The following is a 21,845-nucleotide window of genomic DNA, read 5'->3' on the forward strand; positions in this document are numbered from 1 at the left end:
GATCAGACCTGCTTCCAGACGATGCGGAGTGCCGCATTGACCACGAAAAGGACGAAGAAAATGTATGCGGGGGTCGCCAGACCAGCGGCGTAGAGTGCGGCGGCGCCGCCGCCGAACCAGAGGATCTCCAGCGCGGCACGGGCCAGGCCGGTGAGGGGGAACGTGGCGTTGGCGCCCCCGCCCGCGCCGAACAGCGCCCACGCGGTGATGAACAGCGCCACGCCGCCCACCCCGGCCGGCACCCTGATCCACCAGGCGGCGCTCAGGGTGAAGCCCCAGTAACCCACGGAGGCCAGCACGCCGAGCTCCAGGAAGAACATCAGAGCCGCGTTGGCGCCTTTGACGATGCCGAGCATTGTGGTCCTCCGTGAACTGCCATTCGCTTACGAGAGCAATGCTCTCTCAAGAGAGCAGGGATCGTCAAGAGCAGTGCTCTCGTTTTTTGGCACCGCTCTGATAACCTGCTGTTCATGACAGCCAGCCGCACCGCCAGAGAACGCGTCAGGGCCGAGCTCACCAGGGAGATCACCGACATCGCGCGCCGCCAGCTCGCCACCGAAGGCGCCGGCGGCCTGTCGCTGCGGGCCGTCGCCCGGGAGATGGGCATGGTCTCCTCGGCCATCTACCGCTATTTCCCGAGCCGCGATGATCTGCTGACCGCGTTGATCATCGACGGCTACAACGCCCTCGGTGAGGCCGTGGAGCGCGCCGAGGCCGAGTGCCCGCAGGACGACTACCCGCGCCGGTGGATGACGGCCTGCCACGCCGTACGCGACTGGGCGGTGGCGCACCCGCACGAGTACGCGCTGCTCTACGGCTCCCCCGTGCCCGGCTACCAGGCGCCGCAGGACACGGTCGCGGCCCGGGCGCGTGACGTCACCGTGCTGGGCCGGATCGTCTCCGACGCCTGGGCCGCGGGCGCGATCCAGGCCCCCGCGGGCGAGGTCCCGGGCGAGCTGGCGGCGGAGGCGGCCAACATCCGCGGGCTCATGCCCGGCGTGCCCGACGACGTGCTCTGGCGCGGCCTCTCCGCGTGGACCGCGCTGTACGGGTGGGTCAACTTCGAGGTGTTCGGCCAGTTCAACAACACGATCGAGAACAGGCGCGCGGCGTTCGATCACTCGATGCGGCTGGCGGGTTCGGCATTCGGACTTGCTCAGTAAGACTTACTAAGTTTTGAGGAGCGCGGCTGGATCGAGCCGGTCGAGTCGGACGAGCGGCGCAAGCCGTACCGGATCACCGACAGCGGGCGCTCGGCGCTCGGCGAGCAGCTCGCCACCCTGCGCCGCATCGAGCAGGCAGGCGCCAGGCGCACGGGAGCGGCTTGGGGGCTTGCATGATGCGCGCGGTGGCCCTGGCGGTGCTCGGCCTCTACCCGAAGTGGGCCTGGAGAGGGCGTCAGGGGCGTTCGTGGTGATGGTGACGACGAGCGCGCTGGTGAGTGTGTGGATGGCCGCCCTGGTGGCGAGGAGCGCGATCAGGCATGGCAGGACCGTGATGGGCCTGCTCAGCCCCGCGTGAACAGCGCGCGAATGTCAGCTCAGCGCAGGCCGCGGGTCCGGTTCCCGCGGACCAGCGCGGCGACGCTCAGGAACGAGACGGCCAGCAGGTAGTACGCCGGCGAGACCTGCGAGCCGGTCCCCGAGACGAGCGCCGCGGCGATGGCCGGGGTGAACCCGCCGAAGATCGCGACCGCCGTGTTGTAGCTGAACGACAGGCCGGTCGCGCGGGCGTCCACCGGGAACGCGTCGGCCATCACCGACGGCAGCGCGCCGAAGTAGGCGGCCTTCAGCAGGCCGAGCACCGTCATGCAGAGCGTCAGGGTCAGGAAGGACGGCGCCGCGGTGAGCCAGAGGAACAGCGGGACTGCGCTCCCGCCGATCAGCACCGCCGCGGGGATCATGATCTTCAGCCGGCCGTACCGGTCGGCCAGCAGGCCGACGACGGGAGTCGCGACGGTCAGGGTCACCCCGGTGATGAGCAGCGCGACGAACGACAGCGAATCGTTCAGGCCCAGCTCCTCGATCCCGAAGGTCGGCATGTACTGCAGGATGAAGTTGAGCGCGGTCGAGATGACCAGCGCGCCACCGGCGATCAGCAGGCCGCCCCAGTGGTCGCGGAACACCGACCGGATCGGCGAGGCAGGCTTCCCCTCCGTCCCGGGCGCCCGCGTGATCGCCGGCGACTCCGCGACGTACCTGCGGATGTAGAGGCCGACCGGCAGGACCAGCAGGCCGAACACGAACGGCACCCGCCAGCCCCAGGCCGCCATCTGCTCCTTCGACAGCACCGCGGTCAGACCCGCGGCGAACCCGGAGGCCATCAGGGTCGCGAGCCCCTGGCTGGCGAACTGGAAACTGCCGAGGAAGCCTTTGCGGCTCTCGTCCTGCTCGACCAGGTACGAGGTGGCGGCCCCGAACTCGCCGCCGGCCGCGAACCCCTGGATCAGCCGCGCGATCACGATCCCCAGCGGCGCGAGGAGCCCGAGGGTCGCGTAGCCGGGCATGATCGCGATCAGCAACGTGCCGAGGACCATCAGCCAGATCGTCAGCACCAGCGCCTTCTTGCGCCCGTGCCGGTCGGCGTACGCGCCGATGAGCAGCCCTCCGAGCGGACGGATCAGGTACGTCACGCCGAACACCGCATACGCCTGCACCAACTGGACGCCCGGGGCACCATCGGGAAAGAACACTTTCCCGATGTAGGCCGCCATCAGCGCGTACACGGCGAGGTCGAACCACTCGAGCGCGTTGCCGATGGTCGCGGCCGCGATCGCGCGTCTGGCGGATCCGCGCGTGGCGGGCGGGGTCGAATCGGTCGGGGCGACGGCCATCGGGGGTCCTTCCGGTGGGGGTGCGGCTGACGTCGTCAGGCCGGGCGGCGAGCGGGGAGAGGATGGTCGGCCGAAGGGTTGCCGAGCGCGTGGAACAGCGTGGCGGCCAGCACGACGCCCTCACGGGCGATCGCGCCGAGCAGGTGCTCGTCGGGCGCGTGCTGGAGGCAGCCCGGGTACGAGTGCGGCAGCCACAGGGTCGGCAGGCCGAGGACGTCGGTGAAGACGAAGTTGGGCAGGGAGCCGCCGATGTTCGGCAGCAGGGCGACGGGCTCGCCGGTCGCCTGCTCCAGCGTCCCCTTGGCCCACCGCACCCACGGGTCGTCGAGCGCCGTGCGGCTGGCGGGGAAGTGGCGCAGGACGCGTACGCCGACCATCGGATAGCCGCGGGCGGCGAGATGCTCGGCGACGGCCTTCTCCGCGCCGCTCACGTCGGTCCCGGCCACGTACCGCAGCTGCAGGATCGCGCGGGCCCGGCCCGGGATCGCGTTGACGGGGTTGTCGACGTCGCCCGACCCCATCGACAGGACCTCCAGCGTGTTCCAGCCGTACAGCCGCTCGGCGGCGGTCAGGCCGGTGTCGCCCCAGCCCTCGTCGGGGATCGGGTCGCCGGGGCTGTTCGCGACGGTGACGCCGGCCAGCGCCGCGCGTACCGCGTCCGGGAGCTCCGGCGGCAGCAGGGCGGGCACCTGGACCCGCCCGTGCCCGTCGACGCAGCTCGTGATCGCGCCCGCCAGGGTGGTGGCGGGGTTGCGCAGGACGCCGCCCCAGTTGCCGGAGTGATAGGTGTTGGGGCGCAGATCGACGTCGAGCTCGATGTCGACACCGCCGCGCGACCCGAGGAACAGCGTCGGCGTCGCCGCGTCCAGGCGCGGGCCGTCCGAGGCGATCAGCACGTCCGCCCGCAGCGTCGCGCGGTGCGCGGCGGCGAACTCGGCCAGCCCCGGCGAGCCGACCTCCTCGCCGGACTCGAACAGGAAGATCAGGTTGAACCCGAGCCTCCCCTGGCCGGCGAGCAGCAGGCGCAGCGCCGCGAGGTTGATCAGGTGCTGCCCCTTGTTGTCGGCCGATCCCCGGCCGTACCAGCGGTCGCCGTCGGCGGTCAGCGTCCACGGGTCACGGCCGCTGCTCCACCGGCCGGCGTGCCCGTCGACCACGTCGGCGTGGCCGTAGCAGAGCAGCGTCGGCAGCGAGGGGGACTCGACCCGGGTGCCGACGAGGAACGGACCCCCACTGGTGTCGGGGTTGGGGTACTCGGTCACGGAGCACCCGAGATCGACCAGCGCGGGTGTCAGAACCTCGTCGAGGTATGCCTTGACGGCAACACGGCTCTCGGGTCTGGCGCTCTCGGTGGGATAGGAGACCATCGCGGCCAGGTCGGTGAAGAAGGCGCCGGAATCGACGTACTCTTCCGCCTGTTCGACGAGGTTCGCTGGGATCACGAGAGGTTCCTCCGGGGAGTCTGGGCACCGCGCTGGTCAGCAGCGTAGGGCCGTTCGTGAGCGGGGACCATTGCCGTTTGCCGCACTCAGCGTTCTATTATTGGCAAACCCGCGTTCAGGCAAGACCCGGAGGTCCGATGCAACTCCTGCCAGTTGGCCTCTCGTACTTCCTGGAGGTCGCGCGGACCGGGTCGGTGACCGAGGCGGCCCGCACGCTGACCGTCGCGCCTTCGGCGATCAGCAGGCAGATCACCAAGCTGGAGTCCGGGTGCGGGGTGCCGCTGTTCGTCCGGCATCCGCGCGGGATGGCGCTGACCGAGGCCGGGTCCCGGCTGCTCGCCCATGTCCGCCGCAGCGAGGCCGAGGCGTGCGCCCTGGTGGAGGAGTTGCGGACCGGGGGCGGGGCCGATGCCCGCAACGTCACGGTGGCCTGCTCCGAGGGGTTCGCACGCCGGATCGTCCCGCGGGCGATGGCGGCCTTCCGGCGCGACCACCCCGACGTGACCTTCCAGCTCGACGTCGTCCCCCGGCAGGAGGCCACCCGCCGGGTGGCCGAGGGGATCGCCGACGTCGCCGTCACCTATGCGATGGGGCCGCAGCACGACGTACGGGTGGAGTGCGCCGTCGTGATCCCGGTGGTCGCGATCGTCCCGCTCGGGCACGAGCTGGCCGGGCGGGATCGGGTCGGGCTGGCGGAGCTGTGCGAGCATCCCCTGGCCCTCGCCTCCACCGGGACCAGCCAGCGCGAGCTCTTCGACATCGGCGCGCAGATCGAGGGGCTGACGGTCCGCCCGGTGCTGGTCTGCGACTGGCTCGGCCCGCTGCACGAGTTCGTCCGCCGCGGGGGCGGCATCGCGCTCGTGGGGGATCTCGGCGACCTGCGCCGGGACGCGCCGGCCGAAGGGGTCGCCTACGTGCGGCTGGACCACCCGGTGTTCCGCCAGCGGGAGGCCCAGGTGCAGACCGCGCCGGGCCGGCGGTCGCCCTGGTCGGTGACGGAGTTCACGGCCTTGCTGGTGTCGTTGCTGAGCCCCGGGGAACGGTGACGGCCGGCCGCCCCTGGGGCGACCGGCCGTACCGGGAGAACGAGGTCAGCGCGAAGCGCGGTTGACCGCGGAGATGATGGCCTTGAGCGAGGCCGTCGTGGTGTTGGCGTCGACGCCGACGCCCCACAGCACCCGGCCGTCGACCTCGCACTCCAGATAGGAGGCGGCCTTGGCGTCGGAGCCTGCGCTCATCGCGTGCTCCACGTAGTCGAGGACGCGCACCTGGATGCCGACCCCCGTCAGGGCGTCGGTGAAGGCCGAGATCGGGCCGTTGCCCGTGCCCGCGATCTCGCGGATCTCCCCGTCGATCCGGACGTCGGCGCCGATGCGGTCCTTGTCGTCCACCGTGGACTCATGGCGGTGGGCCATGAGGCTGAGGCGGCCCCAGCGGTTGGCCGGGTTGGGCAGGTATTCGTCGCGGAAGATCTCGTACATCGCGGCGGGGCTGATCTCGCCGCCCTCGCTGTCGGTGCGGGCCTGCACCACCTTCGAGAACTCGATCTGCAGCCGCCGCGGCAGGTCGAGCTGGTGGTCGGCCTTCATGATGTACGCGACGCCGCCCTTGCCCGACTGGCTGTTGACGCGGATGACGGCCTCGTAGGTGCGGCCGATGTCCTTCGGGTCGATCGGCAGGTACGGCACCGCCCAGGTGAACTCGTCGACCGGCACGCCCGCCGCGGCCGCGTCGCGCTCCAGGTGCTCGAAGCCCTTCTTGATGGCGTCCTGGTGGGAGCCGGAGAAGGCGGTGTAGACCAGCTCGCCGCCCCACGGGTGGCGCGGGTGCACGGGCAGCTGGTTGCAGTATTCGGTGATCCGGCGGATCTCGTCGATGTCACTGAAGTCGATCTCGGGGTCGACGCCCTGGGAGAACAGGTTCATGCCCAGGGTGACCAGGCAGACGTTGCCGGTGCGCTCGCCGTTGCCGAACAGGCAACCCTCGATGCGGTCGGCGCCCGCCATGTAGCCCAGCTCGGCGGCGGCCACGGCGCTGCCGCGGTCGTTGTGCGGGTGGAGCGACAGGACGATCGAGTCGCGGTGCTTGAGGTTGCGGTGCATCCACTCGATCGAGTCGGCGTAGACGTTGGGGGTGGCCATCTCGACCGTGGCCGGCAGGTTGATGATGACCTTGCGGTCGGGGGTGGGCTGCCACACGTCGTTGACCGCGTCGCACACCTCGACGGCGTATTCGAGCTCGGTGCCGGTGAACGACTCGGGAGAGTACTGGAAGTGGACGTCGACGTCGGTGGCCTCGGCGAGCTTCCTGACCAGCTTGGCGCCCTCGACGGCGATGGCGGTGATGCCGTCCCTGTCCAGGCCGAACACCACGCGGCGCTGGAGGGTGGAGGTCGAGTTGTAGAGGTGGACGATGGCCTGCTTGGCGCCCTCGATGGACTCGAAGGTCCGCTCGATCAGCTCCGGCCTGGCCTGGGTCAGGACCTGGATGACCACGTCGTCGGGGATGCGGTCCTCTTCGATGATCTGGCGGATGAAGTCGAAGTCGGTCTGCGAGGCGGCCGGGAAGCCCACCTCGATCTCCTTGTAGCCCATGCGTACCAGCAGCTCGAACATCTGGAGCTTGCGGTGGGAGTCCATCGGGTCGATCAGGGCCTGGTTGCCGTCCCGCAGGTCCACCGCGCACCAGCGGGGCGCCTTGGTGATGACCTGATCGGGCCAGGTGCGGTCGGTCAGGCGGATGGGTTCGAACGCCTGATAGCGATGGATCGGCATGGAACTGGGCTGCTGGGCGGTCATGTCTGCTGGCTCCTCGTCGGTCGGAAGAAAACGGCCGACGCGCACGACTGGCTCCGCGGCGAGGGAGCCGGCCTCAGAGGCCCCCGCCGCGGCAGCTAAGAAGCAGCCCGCGCAGCATGCCATGCACGTTACCAGACGTCTCGCGATGCGCTGTCCCGGATCTCAGATCCTGAGAAGGCGGCGGGTCTCAGTCAGTCCGGGACCAGGACGCTGAGGCAGGTTACGCAGCCTTCCAGCCGCTCAAACTCCGAAATATCTACCTTCGTCACGCTAAATCCGCGTTTTTCGAGCATTATGGCGGTCTGGGGTGCTGAGGCGGCCATCAGCACGCGGTCCCCGCCCAGCAGCACCACGTGCGCCCCCGACTCCTCCGGCGGCACGAGCAGCCCCGGCAGGTCCACGCGGCGCGGGTCGCCGATGAGCGTCCCGTCGGGCAAGGCGGTCACCGCCGACTTCAGGTGCAGCACTCCGTTCAGGTCCACGGGCACGACCTCGCGCTCCGGCAGCAGGCCCGCGAGCTGCACGATCCCCTCGTCGTTGGAGCGGGCCGACCGCCCCACGTACACGGTGGGCCCGACCTGCAGCACGTCGCCCCCGTCGAGCGTGCCGGGCGGCACGATCCTGACCGCCTTGAGCCCCAGCTCCCGCACGGCCCCGGCCACGGACTCCACCTCGGGCCGCCGTTCCGGCGCCCCCGGCCTGGTCAGTACGGCGAGCCGCCCCGACACCACCACCGCGTCCTCCACGAACGGCGCATCGGGCAACTCGTCGGCGTCCGGCACGTACGTGACCCGCCACCCGGCGGCGGCCAGCGCGTCCACGTACGCGTCGTGCTGGTGGCGCGCTCGTCCGTCGTCCACCGGCTCGCGCTGGAGGTGGGTGACGATGCCCTCGGCGATCCGGGGGCCGGGTTTCCTGACGAGCGCGAGGCCGGGCATGGCCGTGTTCTATCACGCACCGCCACAGACCAGGCGGCCGGGCCTCCCACCCCCAGCCCCTCGCCGCCAGACCTCCTCGCTGAGGGAGGCGCCCCCTCCCCTCCAAAGGACCTCAGCCGAAGTGCGGCGGGGAACGTGCCCGGAGCGGGAGACCCATCGGTGGCAGTGACTAGAGTTCAGCCATGCGGGACGACGAAATTCTCACCAGAATCGGTGCCCTGGTCGACGAGGAGCACGAGCTGCGCAACCGGCTGTCCACGGGCGAAGTGACCACGGACGAGGAGCACGAGCGCATCAAGCAGCTGGAGACGGCGCTCGACCAGTGCTGGGACCTGCTCAGGCAGCGCCGGGCCAGGCGGAGCGCGGGCGAGGACCCCGACAACGCCGCCGCCCGCCCCGCCAACGAGGTCGAGAACTACAGCCAGTAAATTCGCTCGCCCCGGCCGTCGTCCGTGCGCTTTGCTGGGCACATGTGGATCCAGCCCATCGATCTCGACCGGCCGGGCGACCTGGTCACGGGCCTGCACGAGGCGTACGCGGCGGCCTACGTCGACGATCCGGGCCCTCTGATGTCGCTCGCCCACTTCCGCCACGACATCGCCAGGCACTCGCCGGGCGACCGGGCCGAGCTGTGGGTGGTCGTCGAGGACGGCGAGGTCGTCGGCGGCTACGGCCTGTCGCTCTCCCAGCTCGACAACACGCACATGGGCTGGATCTTCCCCCTTGTCGTGCGTCCCGAGCGGCGCGGCCGGGGGCTGGGCTCGGCTCTGTTCGAGCATGCGCTGGAGAGGTTGCGCCACCACGGCAGGAGCCTGCTCCTCACCGAGACGCCGACCACCGGCGTGGGCGCCCGCTTCGCGCTCGCCCACGGCATGACGGTCGCGGTCGCCGAGGCCCGCCGCGTGCTGGATCTCCGCAAGGCCGACTGGGACGCCCTGGAACGCATGCTCCCGAGCGTCGAGGGCTACCATCTCGAACGCTGGACCGGGCCGGCGGACCCCGGCCTGATCCCCGATCTCGCGGCCCTGATGAACGGCATGAACGACGCCCCGCGCGACGCCGGCATCGAGGACTTCGACTTCAGCCTCGACCGCATCCGCGACCGCGAGGAAGGCATCCGCGACCGTGGCTTCACCAGCTATTCGATGATCGCCCGCCGCGACGCCGACGGGGCTCCCGCCGGATACACGCGCGTCTACCTCGACGCCGACCGCTCGAACGGCTGGGGACACCAGGCCGACACGACGGTGCTGGCCGGGCACCGGGGCCACCGCCTCGGGCTGCTGCTCAAGATCGCCAACCTGCTCCGGCTCCGCGAGCACGAGCCGCACCTGGAGCGGATCATCACCTGGAACGCCACGTCCAACGCCCACATGCTGGCCATCAACGAGGCCATGGGTTTCGAGCTCTTCGACGAATGGAACGAGTGGCGGCTGGAGCTGTAGGCCGTTCGGGGGCGGCGGGCTAACCTGACCGTTTATGACCTTGGAGGCGTTGAGGGACGGGGATCCGCGACAGGTGGGGCCGCACGCGCTCCTGGGTCGGCTCGGCGAGGGCGGCATGGGCGTCGTCTACCTGGGCCGGGCCCCGGACGGCACGCGGGTGGCGGTCAAGCTCATCCACGCCAGGATGGACGCGCACGCCGACTTCAGGCGCCGGTTCGCCCGCGAGGTGGCCGCCGCCAAGCGGGTCGCCCGCTTCTGCACCGCTCCCGTCCTGGACGCCGACGTCGAGGGGGACGTGGCGTACCTGGTCACCGAATACGTCGAGGGGCCCAGCCTGGGGGACGCCGTCCGCGAGTCGGGGCCGCTGAAGGGCTCGGCGCTGGACGGCCTGGCCGCCGCGATGGCCATGGCCCTGCGCGCCATCCACGGGGCGGGGGTCGTGCACCGCGACCTCAAGCCGTCGAACGTGCTGCTCTCCCAGGTGGGGCCCAAGGTCATCGACTTCGGCATCGCGCAGCTCATGGACGCGGAGATGAGCAGCGCGATCGTGGGGACGCCGTCGTACATGTCGCCCGAGCAGGTGTCGGGCGTCACCATCGGCCCGGCCTCGGACATCTTCTCGTGGGGCTGCACGGTCGCCTACGCCGCGAGCGGCAAGGCGCCGTTCGGCTCGGGCTCGGTCCCCACGATCCTCCTGCGCATCGTCAACGACGCCCCGGAGCTGCACGGCCTCTCGGGCCCGCTGCGCGACCTGGTGCTCGCCTCGCTGTCGAAGAAACCGCGCGAACGCCCCACGGCCCAGGACCTCATGGACCGCCTCAGCACGGCGGCCCCGAGCGCGGACCCGGGCGGCGCCCCGCTGCCCGGTCCCAGCACGGGCGGGACTCCTGACACGGGCGCGGACGCCGCGGCCCCCACGACGGCGCCGAGCGCCCCAACCACGACCGGCCACCCGGCCCACGCCGACTCGACGATGGCGCCAACTGACGGTCCGCGAGCTCCGGGCATGGCGACGGCACCGCCCGAGGGCCCGTTACTCCCCGGCCCCGGGGTGGCGCGGGCGGCGGGCAACCGGCGAAGGGTGCTCGCCGCGGCGGCGGCGGTCGCCGTGGCCGTGGGGGGCGCGTCCGTGGCCGTCGCCTGGCGCACCCTGGGCACCTCGTCGAGCGCCCGGACCCCCGCCGCGACGACCGCCACCACCCAAGCCGCCCGCTCGAACACGCAGGCCAGGCCCCAGAACCCGCTCAGAGCCCCAGGCAAGATCACGTTCTACGCCCCGAAGGAGCCGGCCGCCGCCCGCCAGGCCGAGGAGTGGAAGAAGAGCCGCCCCCAGGACGCCGAGCTGATGAGCAAGCTGGCCGCCGTCCCCCACGCCATCCGCCTCAACGAGCCCGAGGTCAGGCCGAAGGTCGGCGGCACTCTCACCGAGGCCCAGCGGGTAGGCGGGGTCCCGGTGTTCCTGATCAACTACCTGCCGGGCAGCGAGTGCCGCGCGGCCACAGCCACCGAACTGGCGGACTACCAGGAGTGGATCAAGGGCATAGCGAGCGCGATAGGCCAGGCCGAGGCGGCGGTGATCCTCGAACCGGGCACCACCGTCAAGATCCCCGGCGTCGAGGACTGCGATCCGCAGGGCTCGGTGGAGCAGCGCTACAAGGACCTCCGCCAGGCCGTCCAGACGCTCAAGGCGAACCCGAACACGGCCGTCTACCTCGACGGCAGCCAGGACCTGTACCCGGGCACCGCGATCATGGCCGAGCGGCTGATCAAGGCGGGCATCGACCGGGCGGACGGCTTCTTCCTCAACACGGCGGCCCACCAGCCCACGGAGAAGAGCGTCGAGTACGGCAAGGCGCTGTCGGCCTGCATCACCGTCCAGCGGGCCACGGGCGCCAAGGACTGCCCCTCGGACGCGAAGGTGGACCCGGCGACGATGCCCCACTTCGTCGTCGACACCGCCAGGAACGGCCAGGGCTCGTGGCGCCCGACGAAGAAGTACCCCGACCCGCAGACGTGGTGCAACCCGCCGGGCCGGGGCGCCGGTTACCGGCCCACGACCGACACGGGTGAGGAGCTGGTGGACGCCTACCTGTGGATCGCGCGGGCGGGCTCGTCCAGCGGCCGGTGCAGGCGCGGGGAGGGCGGGGAGAAGGACCCGGAGCGCGGCGTGGTGTCCCCTGAGGCCGGCGAGTGGTGGGCGGATCTGGCGCTGGAGCGGGCCAGGAACGCCAACCCGCCATTGTGACGGGCCGGAGCGAGCCCGAGGTTGCGCCCATGTTAAGCGGACGTTAGATCTCGGCCACCTGCCCTTGTCCGAACATCCTTCTGCGGAGAGGCTCTGACCTGCACCTACTCCCCCCAGGCTCCACACAGGAGGTCTCCGTGAGCAAGGCACGCGTGCCCTGGAAGGCAGTGATCGGCGGCTCCGTCGGCAATCTGGTCGAGTGGTACGACTGGTTCGTCTACTCCAGTTTCGCCGTCTACTTCGCCGCGTCCTTCTTCCCCGAGGGCGACACCACGGCCAAGTTGCTCAACACGGCGGCCATCTTCGCCGTCGGCTTCTTCATGCGCCCGCTCGGCGGCTGGCTGCTCGGCCGCTACGCCGACAGGAAGGGCCGCAAGGCGGCGCTCACGCTCACCGTCACCCTGATGTCGGCCAGCGCCCTGCTGATCGCCATCGCCCCGACGTACGAGACGGTCGGCTACTTCGGCGCCGTGGTGCTGGTGGTGGCGCGTCTCCTGCAGGGCCTGTCGGTCGGCGGCGAGTACGCGGCCAGCGCCACGTACCTCACCGAGGCCACCCCGCGCGGCCGCCGCGGCTTCGCCTCGAGCTTCCAGTACGTGTCCATGACCGCCGGCCAGCTCGTCGGCCTCGGCCTGCAGATCATCCTGCAGAACACGATGTCCAAGGAGGCCCTCGACTCCTACGGCTGGCGCATCCCGTTCGTGATCGGCGCCCTGGGTGCCGCGGTCGTGTTCTACCTGCGCCGCAACCTCCTGGAGACGGAGGCGTACGACGAGGAGGAGCGCGACGACAAGCAGGAGAGCCGCGGCACGATCAAGCAGCTGCTCGCGCACAAGCGGGAAGCGCTGCTGGTCATCGCCCTGACCATGGGCGGCACGGTCGCGTACTACACCTACACCACCTACCTCACCAAATACCTCTCCAACACCGCCGGCCTGCCCAAGGAGACGGCCACGCTGGTGAGCTTCTGCGCGCTGTTCATCTTCATGTGCCTGCAGCCGCTGGCCGGCGGCCTGTCGGACCGGATCGGGCGGCGGCCGCTGCTGATCACGTTCGGCATCGGGTCGATGCTGGGCACGGTGCCGCTGATGACCGCGCTCGGCGGGGTGACGGGGTTCGGCGGCGGGCTCGCGCTCTCGCTGGCCGGCCTGATCATCATCACCGGCTACACCTCGATCAACGCGGTGGTGAAGGCCGAGCTGTTCCCGACGAACATCCGCGCGCTCGGCGTCGCACTCCCCTACGCCATCGCGAACGCCCTGTTCGGCGGCACCGCCGAGTACGTGGCGCTGTGGTTCAAGGACAACAAGATCGAGTCGGGCTTCTTCTGGTACGTCTCCGCCTGCGCCGCCGTGTCGCTCGTGGTCTACCTCACCATGCGCGAGACCAGGGACGTCGCCCTCTCGCGCGCCGAGCAGGCGTCGGAGGATGCGGTCGTGGCCCGCGTCTAACCTGAGGGCATGCGAGTTCTCCTGGTCGAGGACGACGATCGGCTCGCGTCCGCGCTCACCACGGCCCTCGCCCGGCACGGCCACCAGGTCACCCGTGCCGGGCTGGCCGTCGACGCCCTCCGCCTGGCGGGGGGCGTCGATTTCGTCCTGCTCGACCTGGGCCTGCCCGACATGGACGGGCTCGACGTGCTGCGCCGCCTGCGCCGGGTGTCGGCCGTGCCGCTCATCGTGGTCACGGCCCGCACGGAGGAGCGCGAGGTGCTGCGCGGGCTGCGTTCCGGGGCCGACGACTACCTGGTCAAGCCGTTCCGCACGGTGGAGCTGATGGCCCGCATGGAGGCGGTGGTGCGGCGCGGCACCAGGCCGATGCCGGCCCGCGACGACGTGGTGAGCGTGGGCGACGTCCGCATCGATCTGGAGTCCAGGCAGGTCACGGTGGCCGGTGAGCCGGTGACGCTGACGAGGCGCGAGTTCGACGTGCTGGCGATGCTGGCGCGCGAGCCGGGCGTGGTGCGCGGCAGGGAGGAGATCCTCGACGAGGTCTGGGGCGACCCGCTGCTGTCGGCGTCCCGCTCGCTCGACGTGCACGTGGCCAACCTGCGCTCCAAGACCGGCCGCCCGGGGCTGGTGGAGACGCTGCGCGGCACCGGCTACCGGCTGGGCTCGACGGCGTGAACTCCCGCCTGGTGGTCACGTTCACCACGCTGATCGTGTTCCTGATCGCGGCGCTGGCCGTGCCGCTCGGCCTCGCCTACGCCTCCCACCGCACGAACCGCCTGCTCCTCGACCGCCGCGCCGACGCCACCCGCTTCGCGGAGCTGGCCGACCAGGCGGCCAGGGAGGACGACCGCTCGGGGCTGATCGCCGAGATCGACCGGTACGCCGCGCTCTACGGGGCGGCGGTACGCGTACGCGACCGCGACGGCTCGATCCTGGCCACGGCGGGCCGTTTCGACGCCGACGACCAGGAGGCCACCCGCCTGGCGCTGTCCGGCCGCACGACCGAGGACCTGCCGACGATCAGCCCGTTCGGACCGGCCACGGTGCTGCTGGCCGAGCCCGCCGGGCGGGACGCGCAGTTGTCCGGCGTGGTGCTGCTGGAGGCCCCCACCGACCGGGCCAGGCAGGACGTGTCGCTGGTGTGGGGCGCGCTGCTGGTCGGCGCGCTGGTGGCGCTGGGCTGCTCGGCGCTGGCGGCCAGGCAGCTGGCCCGCTGGATCCTGCGGCCCGTCACCGAGCTCGACCGCACCACGCGGGCCATCGCGCAGGGCCGGCTCGATGCGCGGGCGCATCCCGGCGCCGGGCCCTCCGAGCTGCGGCAGTTGGAGGAGCGCTTCAACGCCATGGCCGACGCGGTCGCCGGCGCGATGGAGCGGCAGCGGGCGTTCGTGGCGGACGCCTCCCACGAGCTGCGTACCCCGCTCACGGTGCTCGGGCTGCGGCTGGAGAACCTGGAGCCGCACCTGCGGGGCGAGGGCACGGCCGAGTTCGAGGAGGCGATGGCTGAGCTGGACCGGCTGGCGCTGCTGGTGACCGACCTGCTGGCGCTGGCCAGGGTGGAGGCGGGCGCGGGCGTCGAGGGCAAGGAGATCCCGCTGGCGCCCCGGCTGGGGACGTGGCGGGAGGTGTACGCGGCCAAAGGGGTACAGCTCGTAACCGAAATTTCGGAGACGTCGGTCGTTTCGGAGGCGGCGGCCAGGATCGCGGACATCGCCCTCGACAACGCCCAGAAGTTCGTGCCCGAGGGCGGCGTGGTCACGGTCACCCTGGCGGACGGCGTGCTGCGGATCGCGGACGACGGGCCCGGGCTGAGCGAGGAGGAGCGCGCGGACGCGCTGGGGCGGTTCTGGCGGTCCGGGGCCCACGCGAACGTCCCGGGCAGCGGCCTGGGCCTGGCCATCGCCTCCGAGCTGGCCAGGGCGTGCGGGGCCACGTTGGCGCTGCTGCCCGCCGTGCCGCGCGGCCTGGTGGTGGAGCTGCGCCTGAAGGATCAGCCGTAGGCGGAGCGGTAATAGCGGGCGGCGCCCGGGTGGAGCGGGACGACGCCGGTGCCGATGGCGTAGCGCATGTCGAGCCGCCCGCCCGGCGCCGACGGGGCCTGGAGGCGGTCGCGGGCGCTGAAGAGGGTCTCGGTGATCGAGTACGCCAGATCGTCCGGGAGCGTGGCCCGGCACATCAGGTAGCTGGGGGTGCCGATGGTCGGCACCGGCCGCCCGCTGCCGTACACGCCGGCGGGCACCAGCCCGTGCTCGTAGAGCGGGCCGAACCGGCGGCGCAGGACCGTCACCAGCGGCTCCAGCGGCACGAGCTCGATGCCCCCCAGCGAGGTCAGGACCGGCGTGGGCACCCCGCCCGACCAGAAGAACGCCTCGATCTCACCGTCGCGCAGCGCCTTGACCGACTCGTCCAGGCCCAGCCTGCTGACCTCGGCGGGTTCGGCCGGCTCGGCCACCGCCAGCACGCGGGTGGCGGTCACGGCGGTGCCCGAGCCCTCCAGGCCGATGGAGACCGCCCGCCCCGCCAGGTCCTTGACCGCCGCGATGCCGGCGCCCCGCCGCACCACCAGATGGACGTAGTTCATGTAGACCCTGGCCAGCGCGCACACCGGCTGGTGCCGCACCCTGACGGCGTCGTCGGCGCTGTCGGCCAGCGCGAACGCCACGTCGGCCCGCCCGTCGGTCATCATCGTCAGGTTCTGCACACTGGCCGCGGTGTTCATCACCCGCACCGTGAGCCCGTCCCGCCGCAGCTCCCGCGCGAGCCCGTCGCCGAGCTGCTGGTAGATCCCGCCCGTCACTCCGGTCGCCAGCCGCAGCTCCGGCCACCCGCCCTCGGACGCCGAGCACCCGGCCGCCAGCGTGGCGAGCCCCAGGAAGGCGCGGCGGGATATCGGCATGAATTCACCGTATCCGGTCCTCCAGAATGGACATGTGAGCGAACGGGACGCACGCCTACTCATCGCCTCAGAGCTGACGATGTTCCTGCCGGTGAGCCGGCGGCAGGAGCGGCAACAGGTGACGCCGGACGGCACCTCGACGCTGGGCCACCACGTCGAGTCGCTCGGCATCCCGCTGACCGAGGTGGGGCCGATGGTCGCCGACGGCCGCGGGGTGCCTCCGTCGTACCAGCTCGTGGCCGGTGACGTGGTGGAGGTCCACCCGGTGCCCCGCCCGCAGCCGCTGCCGGAGGAGCCGCGCTTCCTGCTGGACGTGCACCTGGGCACGCTGGCGCGGCGCCTGCGGCTGCTCGGCATCGACGCGGCCTACCACAACGACATGGACGACCCCTCGCTGGTGGTGCAGGCCAACGAGGAGCGCCGGGTGCTGCTCACGCAGGACCGCGGCCTGCTGCGCCGCCGCGCCCTGTGGCTCGGCGCGTACGTGCGCGGCTCCCGCCCCGCCGACCAGCTCCGCGACCTGCTCGAACGCTTCACCCCGCCGCTGCGCCCGTGGACGCGCTGCACGACGTGCAACGGCGAGCTGGAACCGGTCGCCAAGCAGGAGGTCGCGCCGCAGCTGGAGGCGGGCACGGAGCGCAACTACGACGCGTACGGGCGGTGCGGCGAGTGCGGCCAGGTCTACTGGCGCGGCGCGCACAGCGACCACCTGGAGGAGATCGTCAGGTCGGCCCGCGCCTGGACCGCTTAGCGGACGTCATCAGTTGTGACATTCTGATCGGCGTCTCCTCCTCCAAGGAAGGTCGCGTGGAATTTCGCATCATGGGCCCCCTCGAGGTGCTCGACGCCGACGGGCAGGACCGCACTCCCACCGTGCCGAAGCACCGCGACCTGCTGGCGATGTTCCTGCTGAACGCCGGGCGCCCGCTCAAGGTCGAGCGGCTGCGCAGGCTGCTGTGGCCGCGCGAGGACGGCGACCGCTCCGACTCGCTGGTGCGCGGCTACATCGGCCAGCTCCGCCAGCTCGTCGGGAAAGACGTGATCACGACTGTGGCGGGCTCGTACGCGCTGGCGCTGGGCGACGGGCAGCTCGACGTCGACCGGTTCAGGCTGCTGGTGGACAAGGGGGCGCACGAGGAGGCCCTGGGCCTGTGGCGGGGCGAGGTCCTGGAGGACGTCGACCCCGAGGGCGAGCGGTGGGCCGAGACGCGTCGGCTGCGCGAGGAGCTGGAGGAGCTGCGATTACTGGCGCTGGAGCGCAGGGTGCAGGCCGACCTGGACGCCGGGAAGCACCGCGAGCTGCTCGCCGAGCTGCGCCGGCTGACCAGGCAGCATCCGACGTGGCAGCGCTTCCGCGGCCAGTACATGCTGGCCCTCTACCGCAGCGGCCGCCGCGTGGACGCGCTGGCCGCGTACGCGGTGCTGCGTGACCAGCTCGACGGCGGGCACGCGATCGAGCCCGACTCCGAGCTGCAGCTGCTCTACCACCGCATGCTGTACGACGACGTGTCGCTGCACGTCTCGGCGGGCCCGCCGGTGCTGCTGCCGCCCGACGTGACCGGTTTCACCGGCCGGGGCGAGCTGCTCGACGAGGTGGTGGGCGGCCACGTCGTGGTGCACGGGCAGGCCGGCGCGGGCAAGTCGGCGCTGGCCGTGCACGCCGCCTGGCGGGAGCGGGAGAGCTTCCCCGACGGCATCCTGTACGCCGACCTGCGCGAGACGACGGCGCCGTCGGCCGTGCTGGAGGACTTCCTGCGCTGGCTGGGCTGCCCGGCCCAGGCGATCCCGGCGTCGCCGGAGCAGCGCGAGCGCCTGTTCCGCACCTACACGGCCAACCGCAGGCTGCTGGTGCTGCTCGACAACGCCTCGGGCGAGGCGCAGGTGCGGCCGCTGCTGACCTCGTGCCCGACGATCGTGACCAGCCGGTCCTCGCTCGGCGGCCTGACGGGCGCGCGGCGGCTGTCGGTGGGCGTGCTCGGCGACGGCGAGGCGATCGAGCTGCTGGTGAGCAGCTCGGGCCGGCCGGCCGACGACGCCATGCGCCGGCTGGCCCGCTTCTGCGGCGGCCTGCCGATCGCGCTGCGCATCGCCGGCTCCCGGCTGGCCGCCCGGCCGGAGTGGAACGTCGACTACCTGGTGGGCCTGCTGGAGGACGAGCACGGGCGGCTCGACCGGCTGCACGCGGGCGACCAGGCGGTGCGCAGTGCGTTCGCGATCGGCTTCGAAGGGCTGCCCGAGCCCGCCCGGCTGACGCTGCGGGGGCTCGGCGCGCTGTCGGCCCCCGACTTCGCCGACTGGGTGACCGAGCAGCTCGGCGGGCAGGCCGAGGCGCTGGTGGACGCGGGCCTGCTGGAGACGCACGGCGTGGACGTGGCGGGCCAGGTCCGCTACCGGCTGCACGACCTGACCAGGCTCTTCGCCCGCGAGCAGCCCGTTCCGGGCGTGCTGGAGCGGCTGTCGGAGGTGGTGCAGGCCCGGGTGCGGGCCTCGCGGTTCTCGCTGGTGTCGGGCGATCCGGCCACGGCCGTGGCCACCAGGGACATCAGGGAGTCGGTCGAGTGGCTGGCGGCCGAGCGGGCGTTCCTGATGAGCCTGGTCACCGACCTGCACGCGGCGGGGCTCGACGACGGGTGCTGGCGGCTGGCGCACCTGCTGGCGCCTTACCTGGAGCGCCACCGGTTCCTGGACGACTGGCGGGCGGTGGCCGCGCGGGCGCTGGAGTCGGCGCGGCGGTCGGGCGACGACCGGGGCGAGGCGCTGATCCTGCTGGACCAGGGCGACCTGCACCTGGCCGAGCGGGAGTGGGAGCTCGCGCACGAGCGGCTGCGGCTGGCGCTGGGCATGTTCCTGCGGCAGGGCCGGGCCCGCGAGGTGAACCACACCAGGCGCCGGCTCGGCCGCGTGCACCTGGGGCAGGCGCGTCTGGAGGACGCCGAGCGGGCCCTGCGGACCTGCCTGGAGGGCGCGGACAACCAGCGGGACGCCGCCGACGCCGAGCACGTGCTCGGCGTCGTGCTGCGCCGCGTGGGGCGGCTCGACGAGGCCGCCGAGCACCTGCGGGTGGCCGTCAAGCACCTGGAGGAGCTGGGCGACCGGCACCGGCAGGCCGACACGCTGCTCGACCTGTCCGCGGCGCACCTGGCGCAGGCCGCCAAGGCGGACGCCAGGGCCGCCGCCGAGCAGGCCAGGAGCATCGCCGTACGCCTCGGCGACCGGCTGCTGGACGCGCACGCCCTGCTGGCCCTGGCCAGGGTGAACCGGGCCGAGGGCGCGGCGGGGCGGGCGCGCGAGCTGGCCGGGGCGGCGCTGGAGGTGTTCGAGGAGACCGGCGACCGCCAGGGCGCCGCCAACGCCCGAGCACTCCTGGCCCAGGGTTAGACCGCCAACAGGCGGCGGACGTCCTCCCGGTGCAGCTCCTCGGCGGCTCCGGTGCGCACGACGTGCCCGCCGTCGAGGATGACGAACGTGTCGGCCAGCCGCAGCGCGATGTCCAAGTACTGCTCCACGAGCAGCACGGCCAGCCCGGAGGCGTGCAGCCGCTCGATGGCCGCCTCGATCTCCAGGATGATCGAGGGCTGGATGCCCTCGGTCGGCTCGTCGAGTATGAGCATCCTGGGCCGGGTGACCAGGGCGCGGGCCATGGCGAGCTGCTGCTGCTGGCCGCCCGACAGGTGGCCGGCGCTCCGCTTGAGCAGCGGCTTGAGCGCGGGGAAGACGTCGAGGGCCTCGTCGATGGCCTCCCTGCCCACCTTGGCGGCCTCCATCGTGACCAGCAGGTTGCCCTGGACCGAGAGCTGGGGGAAGCACTGGTGGCCCTGGGGGACGTACCCCATGCCGAGCCTGACCCGCTCGTGCGGCTTCAGCCTGGTGACGTCGCGGCCGTCGAACGTGACCGTCCCGGCCGTCGCCGGGAGCACGCCCATGATGGTGTTGAGCAGCGTGGTCTTGCCGACGCCGTTGCGCCCCATGACGCACACGAGCTGTCCCGGCCCGACCTCCAGAGAGACCCCGAACAGTACGCGTGCCCTCCCGTACCCCGACTCAAGGCCGGTCACTGACAGCATCGCTGGCCCTCCTCCCCAGGTAGACCTCCTGGACGCGGGGATCGGCGCTGACCTCGTCCACCGATCCCTCCACGAGCACCCTGCCCTCGTGCAGCACGGTCACCGTCGAGGCGTGCCGCCGCAGGAACTCCATGTCGTGCTCCACCACGATCACCGTGTGGTCGTCGGCGATCTGGGTGAGCAGCTCCCCCGTGCGCTCCCGTTCGTCGCTGGACATGCCCGCCACCGGCTCGTCCAGGAGCAGCAGCCGGGGTCGCTGCGCCAGCAGCATCCCGATCTCCAGCCACTGGCGCTGGCCGTGCGAGAGAACGCCCGCCGAACGTTCGGCGAGATCTTCGAGTCCGGTCCTGGCCAGCGCCTCCTCGACGGCCTCCGACACGCCCTCGCGCCGCCTGGCCAGCGACCAGAGCGGCTTGCGGAAGCTGGCCGCGAGGTCGAGGTTCTCGATCACGGTCAGCTCCTCGAACACCACCGACGTCTGGAACGTGCGGCCGACGCCCAGCCGGACGATCTGGTGCTCCTTCCTGCCGACCAGGTCGTGCTCCCCGAACCGCACGGTGCCCGCCGCCGGCCTGGTGAGCCCGGTGATCACGTCGATCAGCGTGGTCTTGCCCGCGCCGTTGGGCCCGATGAGGAAGCGCAGCTCGCCCTCGGGCACGGTCAGATCCACACCGTCGAGCGCCCGGAAACCGTCGAACACGACCTGGACGTCACGTAGTTCGAGCACGTCGCCACCTCCCCAGCAGGCCCACGATCCCCTTCGGGGCGAGCGTCATGACCAGGATGAACAGCGCTCCCTGCAGGTAGAGCCAGCCGTCGGCGAACTGCTCGCTGAACGCCGTCTTGGCGTAGCCCATGACGACCGCGCCGAGCACCGCGCCGGCCAGCGCGTGCCGCCCGCCGACCGCCACCGCGACGACCAGCTCCAGCGAGGGCACGACGCCGAGCAGCGCGGGCGAGATGATGCCGACCACCGGCACGAACAGCGCGCCCGCCAGCCCCGCCATGCCCGCCGAGGCGGCGAAGGTGACGGTCTTGACCAGGGCCGGGTCGTAGCCGAGGAAGCGCACGCGATCCTCGCCGTCCCTGACCGCGACGAGGAGGCGGCCGTAGCGGCTGTTCACGAGCTGCCGGGTGGCCAGGTAGAGGAGCCCGAGGACGACCGCCACCACGATGTAGAGCACCCGCTGCGTGGAGTCCTCGGCCAGGTCCTGGCCGAACAGCTCGAAGAAGTTCGTCATGCCGTTGGTGCCGCCGGTCAGGCCCTGCTGGCCGACGAGCAGGATGACCAGGGCGGCGGCCAGCGCCTGGGTGAGGATCGCGAAGTACGCCCCCCGCACCCGCTGCCTGAACACCAGCGTGCCCAGGATCAGCGCGATAGCCACGGGTCCCAGCACGGCCATGGCGAGGGCGAAGACCGGGTTGGCGAACGGCGCCCACAGCGCCGGCAGCTTCTCCACCCCGCTCCACACCATGAAGTCGGGCAGCCCGCCGCCGGCCTCGGTGAGCTTGAGGTACATCGCCATGGAGTAGCCGCCGAGCCCGAAGAAGACGCCCTGGCCGAGGGAGAGCATGCCGCCCTGCCCCCAGGCCAGCCCGATCCCGAGCGCGACGATCGCGTAGCAGAGGTATTTCGCCAGCAGCCCCAGGCGGAACGGCTCCAGCAGCAGCGGGGCCGCCACCAGGGCGATCACGGCCACGGTCGCGAAGGGCAGATTCCTCTTGATCATGCT

Annotated in this window: 19 protein-coding genes; 10 read left to right on the forward strand and 9 right to left on the reverse strand. The window is 71.9% G+C overall.

Going from position 1 to position 21,845, the window contains the following annotated elements:
- Nucleotides 1-2: 2 nt before the first annotated feature.
- Nucleotides 3-356, reverse strand: coding sequence for a YrdB family protein (locus tag ACIBQ1_RS06395; protein ID WP_397274946.1), 354 nt, complete (start codon nucleotides 354-356; stop codon nucleotides 3-5).
- 114 nt (nucleotides 357-470) lie between these two features.
- On the opposite strand from ACIBQ1_RS06395, the gene ACIBQ1_RS06400 reads away from it, so the two are divergent.
- Nucleotides 471-1,163: a TetR/AcrR family transcriptional regulator gene (locus ACIBQ1_RS06400; RefSeq protein WP_397274947.1), complete on the forward strand. Its 693-nt coding sequence runs from the start codon at nucleotides 471-473 to the stop codon at nucleotides 1,161-1,163.
- 377 nt (nucleotides 1,164-1,540) lie between these two features.
- Here ACIBQ1_RS06400 and ACIBQ1_RS06405 read toward each other — a convergent pair whose 3' ends face one another.
- Together ACIBQ1_RS06405 and ACIBQ1_RS06410 are read right to left on the reverse strand one after the other, a co-directional pair.
- Nucleotides 1,541-2,833 carry an MFS transporter gene (locus tag ACIBQ1_RS06405; RefSeq protein WP_397274948.1) on the reverse strand — a complete coding sequence of 431 codons (1,293 nt, stop codon included), beginning with the start codon at nucleotides 2,831-2,833 and terminating at the stop codon, nucleotides 1,541-1,543.
- Nucleotides 2,834-2,868: 35 nt separating this feature from the next.
- Nucleotides 2,869-4,275 carry a M20 family metallopeptidase gene (locus tag ACIBQ1_RS06410; protein ID WP_397274949.1) on the reverse strand — a complete coding sequence of 469 codons (1,407 nt, stop codon included), beginning with the start codon at nucleotides 4,273-4,275 and terminating at the stop codon, nucleotides 2,869-2,871.
- A 137-nt stretch (nucleotides 4,276-4,412) separates the two neighbouring features.
- On the opposite strand from ACIBQ1_RS06410, the gene ACIBQ1_RS06415 reads away from it, so the two are divergent.
- Nucleotides 4,413-5,321 carry a LysR family transcriptional regulator gene (locus ACIBQ1_RS06415; RefSeq protein ID WP_397274950.1) on the forward strand — a complete coding sequence of 303 codons (909 nt, stop codon included), beginning with the start codon at nucleotides 4,413-4,415 and terminating at the stop codon, nucleotides 5,319-5,321.
- A gap of 45 nt (nucleotides 5,322-5,366) precedes the next feature.
- Here the strand turns inward: ACIBQ1_RS06415 and leuA are convergent, their stop codons facing one another.
- Nucleotides 5,367-7,073 carry a 2-isopropylmalate synthase gene (leuA, locus tag ACIBQ1_RS06420; protein WP_397274951.1) on the reverse strand — a complete coding sequence of 569 codons (1,707 nt, stop codon included), beginning with the start codon at nucleotides 7,071-7,073 and terminating at the stop codon, nucleotides 5,367-5,369.
- 191 nt (nucleotides 7,074-7,264) lie between these two features.
- The gene (ddaH, locus tag ACIBQ1_RS06425; RefSeq protein WP_397274952.1) at nucleotides 7,265-8,011 is read right to left on the reverse strand and encodes a dimethylargininase; all 747 of its coding nucleotides are present in this window, start codon (nucleotides 8,009-8,011) and stop codon (nucleotides 7,265-7,267) included.
- A gap of 182 nt (nucleotides 8,012-8,193) precedes the next feature.
- On the opposite strand from ddaH, the gene ACIBQ1_RS06430 reads away from it, so the two are divergent.
- The 6 genes from ACIBQ1_RS06430 to ACIBQ1_RS06455 all read left to right on the forward strand — a co-directional run bounded on the left by ACIBQ1_RS06430 (nucleotide 8,194) and on the right by ACIBQ1_RS06455 (nucleotide 15,152).
- Nucleotides 8,194-8,439 (forward strand): DUF2630 family protein, encoded by a 246-nt coding sequence (locus ACIBQ1_RS06430; RefSeq protein WP_397274953.1) that lies wholly within the window; start codon nucleotides 8,194-8,196, stop codon nucleotides 8,437-8,439.
- Nucleotides 8,440-8,481: 42 nt separating this feature from the next.
- Nucleotides 8,482-9,456 (forward strand): GNAT family N-acetyltransferase, encoded by a 975-nt coding sequence (locus tag ACIBQ1_RS06435; protein ID WP_397274954.1) that lies wholly within the window; start codon nucleotides 8,482-8,484, stop codon nucleotides 9,454-9,456.
- A gap of 34 nt (nucleotides 9,457-9,490) precedes the next feature.
- A complete protein-coding gene (locus tag ACIBQ1_RS06440) occupies nucleotides 9,491-11,701 on the forward strand; it encodes a glycoside hydrolase family 6 protein (RefSeq protein WP_397274955.1) in 2,211 nt (736 codons plus the stop codon).
- 137 nt (nucleotides 11,702-11,838) lie between these two features.
- The gene (locus ACIBQ1_RS06445) at nucleotides 11,839-13,152 is read left to right on the forward strand and encodes an MFS transporter (RefSeq protein WP_397274956.1); all 1,314 of its coding nucleotides are present in this window, start codon (nucleotides 11,839-11,841) and stop codon (nucleotides 13,150-13,152) included.
- A 9-nt stretch (nucleotides 13,153-13,161) separates the two neighbouring features.
- Nucleotides 13,162-13,827 carry a response regulator transcription factor gene (locus ACIBQ1_RS06450; protein ID WP_192791128.1) on the forward strand — a complete coding sequence of 222 codons (666 nt, stop codon included), beginning with the start codon at nucleotides 13,162-13,164 and terminating at the stop codon, nucleotides 13,825-13,827.
- On the forward strand, nucleotides 13,824-15,152 hold the full coding sequence (locus tag ACIBQ1_RS06455) for an ATP-binding protein (RefSeq protein ID WP_397274957.1): 1,329 nt from the start codon (nucleotides 13,824-13,826) through the stop codon (nucleotides 15,150-15,152). The genes ACIBQ1_RS06450 and ACIBQ1_RS06455 overlap by 4 nt, the downstream gene beginning before the upstream one ends.
- Here the strand turns inward: ACIBQ1_RS06455 and ACIBQ1_RS06460 are convergent.
- Nucleotides 15,143-16,048 (reverse strand): TAXI family TRAP transporter solute-binding subunit, encoded by a 906-nt coding sequence (locus ACIBQ1_RS06460; protein WP_397274958.1) that lies wholly within the window; start codon nucleotides 16,046-16,048, stop codon nucleotides 15,143-15,145. The genes ACIBQ1_RS06455 and ACIBQ1_RS06460 overlap by 10 nt on opposite strands.
- Between ACIBQ1_RS06460 and ACIBQ1_RS06465 the strand changes: the two genes are divergently transcribed.
- Both ACIBQ1_RS06465 and ACIBQ1_RS06470 read left to right on the forward strand, forming a co-directional pair.
- Nucleotides 16,047-16,799: a Mut7-C RNAse domain-containing protein gene (locus ACIBQ1_RS06465; protein ID WP_397274959.1), complete on the forward strand. Its 753-nt coding sequence runs from the start codon at nucleotides 16,047-16,049 to the stop codon at nucleotides 16,797-16,799. The two genes, ACIBQ1_RS06460 and ACIBQ1_RS06465, sit on opposite strands and share 2 nt — an antisense overlap.
- A gap of 56 nt (nucleotides 16,800-16,855) precedes the next feature.
- Nucleotides 16,856-19,426 (forward strand): BTAD domain-containing putative transcriptional regulator, encoded by a 2,571-nt coding sequence (locus ACIBQ1_RS06470; protein WP_397274961.1) that lies wholly within the window; start codon nucleotides 16,856-16,858, stop codon nucleotides 19,424-19,426.
- Here ACIBQ1_RS06470 and urtE read toward each other — a convergent pair.
- From urtE to urtC, 3 genes are read right to left on the reverse strand one after another with little or no spacing between them, the layout of a single operon-like run.
- Nucleotides 19,423-20,112: an urea ABC transporter ATP-binding subunit UrtE gene (gene urtE / locus ACIBQ1_RS06475; protein WP_397274963.1), complete on the reverse strand. Its 690-nt coding sequence runs from the start codon at nucleotides 20,110-20,112 to the stop codon at nucleotides 19,423-19,425. The two genes, ACIBQ1_RS06470 and urtE, sit on opposite strands and share 4 nt — an antisense overlap.
- Nucleotides 20,090-20,839 carry an urea ABC transporter ATP-binding protein UrtD gene (gene urtD / locus ACIBQ1_RS06480; protein WP_397274964.1) on the reverse strand — a complete coding sequence of 250 codons (750 nt, stop codon included), beginning with the start codon at nucleotides 20,837-20,839 and terminating at the stop codon, nucleotides 20,090-20,092. Before urtD ends, urtE begins: the two co-directional genes overlap by 23 nt.
- The gene (urtC, locus tag ACIBQ1_RS06485; RefSeq protein ID WP_397274966.1) at nucleotides 20,823-21,842 is read right to left on the reverse strand and encodes an urea ABC transporter permease subunit UrtC; all 1,020 of its coding nucleotides are present in this window, start codon (nucleotides 21,840-21,842) and stop codon (nucleotides 20,823-20,825) included. The genes urtD and urtC overlap by 17 nt, the downstream gene beginning before the upstream one ends.
- Nucleotides 21,843-21,845 lie beyond the last annotated feature (3 nt).

The organism is Nonomuraea sp. NPDC050153 (assembly GCF_044460125.1).
GTDB lineage: Bacteria > Actinomycetota > Actinomycetes > Streptosporangiales > Streptosporangiaceae > Nonomuraea.

Excerpts from the sequence above, each read along its gene's own strand:
- ACIBQ1_RS06395 (WP_397274946.1), bottom strand. The coding sequence starts at position 356 with ATGCTCGGCATCGTCAAAGGCGCCAACGCGGCTCTGATGTTCTTCCTG.
- ACIBQ1_RS06400 (WP_397274947.1), top strand. The coding sequence starts at position 471 with ATGACAGCCAGCCGCACCGCCAGAGAACGCGTCAGGGCCGAGCTCACC.
- ACIBQ1_RS06405 (WP_397274948.1), bottom strand. The coding sequence starts at position 2,833 with ATGGCCGTCGCCCCGACCGATTCGACCCCGCCCGCCACGCGCGGATCC.
- ACIBQ1_RS06415 (WP_397274950.1), top strand. The coding sequence starts at position 4,413 with ATGCAACTCCTGCCAGTTGGCCTCTCGTACTTCCTGGAGGTCGCGCGG.
- leuA (WP_397274951.1), bottom strand. The coding sequence starts at position 7,073 with ATGACCGCCCAGCAGCCCAGTTCCATGCCGATCCATCGCTATCAGGCG.
- ddaH (WP_397274952.1), bottom strand. The coding sequence starts at position 8,011 with ATGCCCGGCCTCGCGCTCGTCAGGAAACCCGGCCCCCGGATCGCCGAG.
- ACIBQ1_RS06430 (WP_397274953.1), top strand. The coding sequence starts at position 8,194 with ATGCGGGACGACGAAATTCTCACCAGAATCGGTGCCCTGGTCGACGAG.
- ACIBQ1_RS06435 (WP_397274954.1), top strand. The coding sequence starts at position 8,482 with ATGTGGATCCAGCCCATCGATCTCGACCGGCCGGGCGACCTGGTCACG.
- ACIBQ1_RS06440 (WP_397274955.1), top strand. The coding sequence starts at position 9,491 with ATGACCTTGGAGGCGTTGAGGGACGGGGATCCGCGACAGGTGGGGCCG.
- ACIBQ1_RS06450 (WP_192791128.1), top strand. The coding sequence starts at position 13,162 with ATGCGAGTTCTCCTGGTCGAGGACGACGATCGGCTCGCGTCCGCGCTC.
- ACIBQ1_RS06465 (WP_397274959.1), top strand. The coding sequence starts at position 16,047 with ATGAATTCACCGTATCCGGTCCTCCAGAATGGACATGTGAGCGAACGG.
- ACIBQ1_RS06460 (WP_397274958.1), bottom strand. The coding sequence starts at position 16,048 with ATGCCGATATCCCGCCGCGCCTTCCTGGGGCTCGCCACGCTGGCGGCC.
- urtE (WP_397274963.1), bottom strand. The coding sequence starts at position 20,112 with ATGCTGTCAGTGACCGGCCTTGAGTCGGGGTACGGGAGGGCACGCGTA.
- urtC (WP_397274966.1), bottom strand. The coding sequence starts at position 21,842 with ATGATCAAGAGGAATCTGCCCTTCGCGACCGTGGCCGTGATCGCCCTG.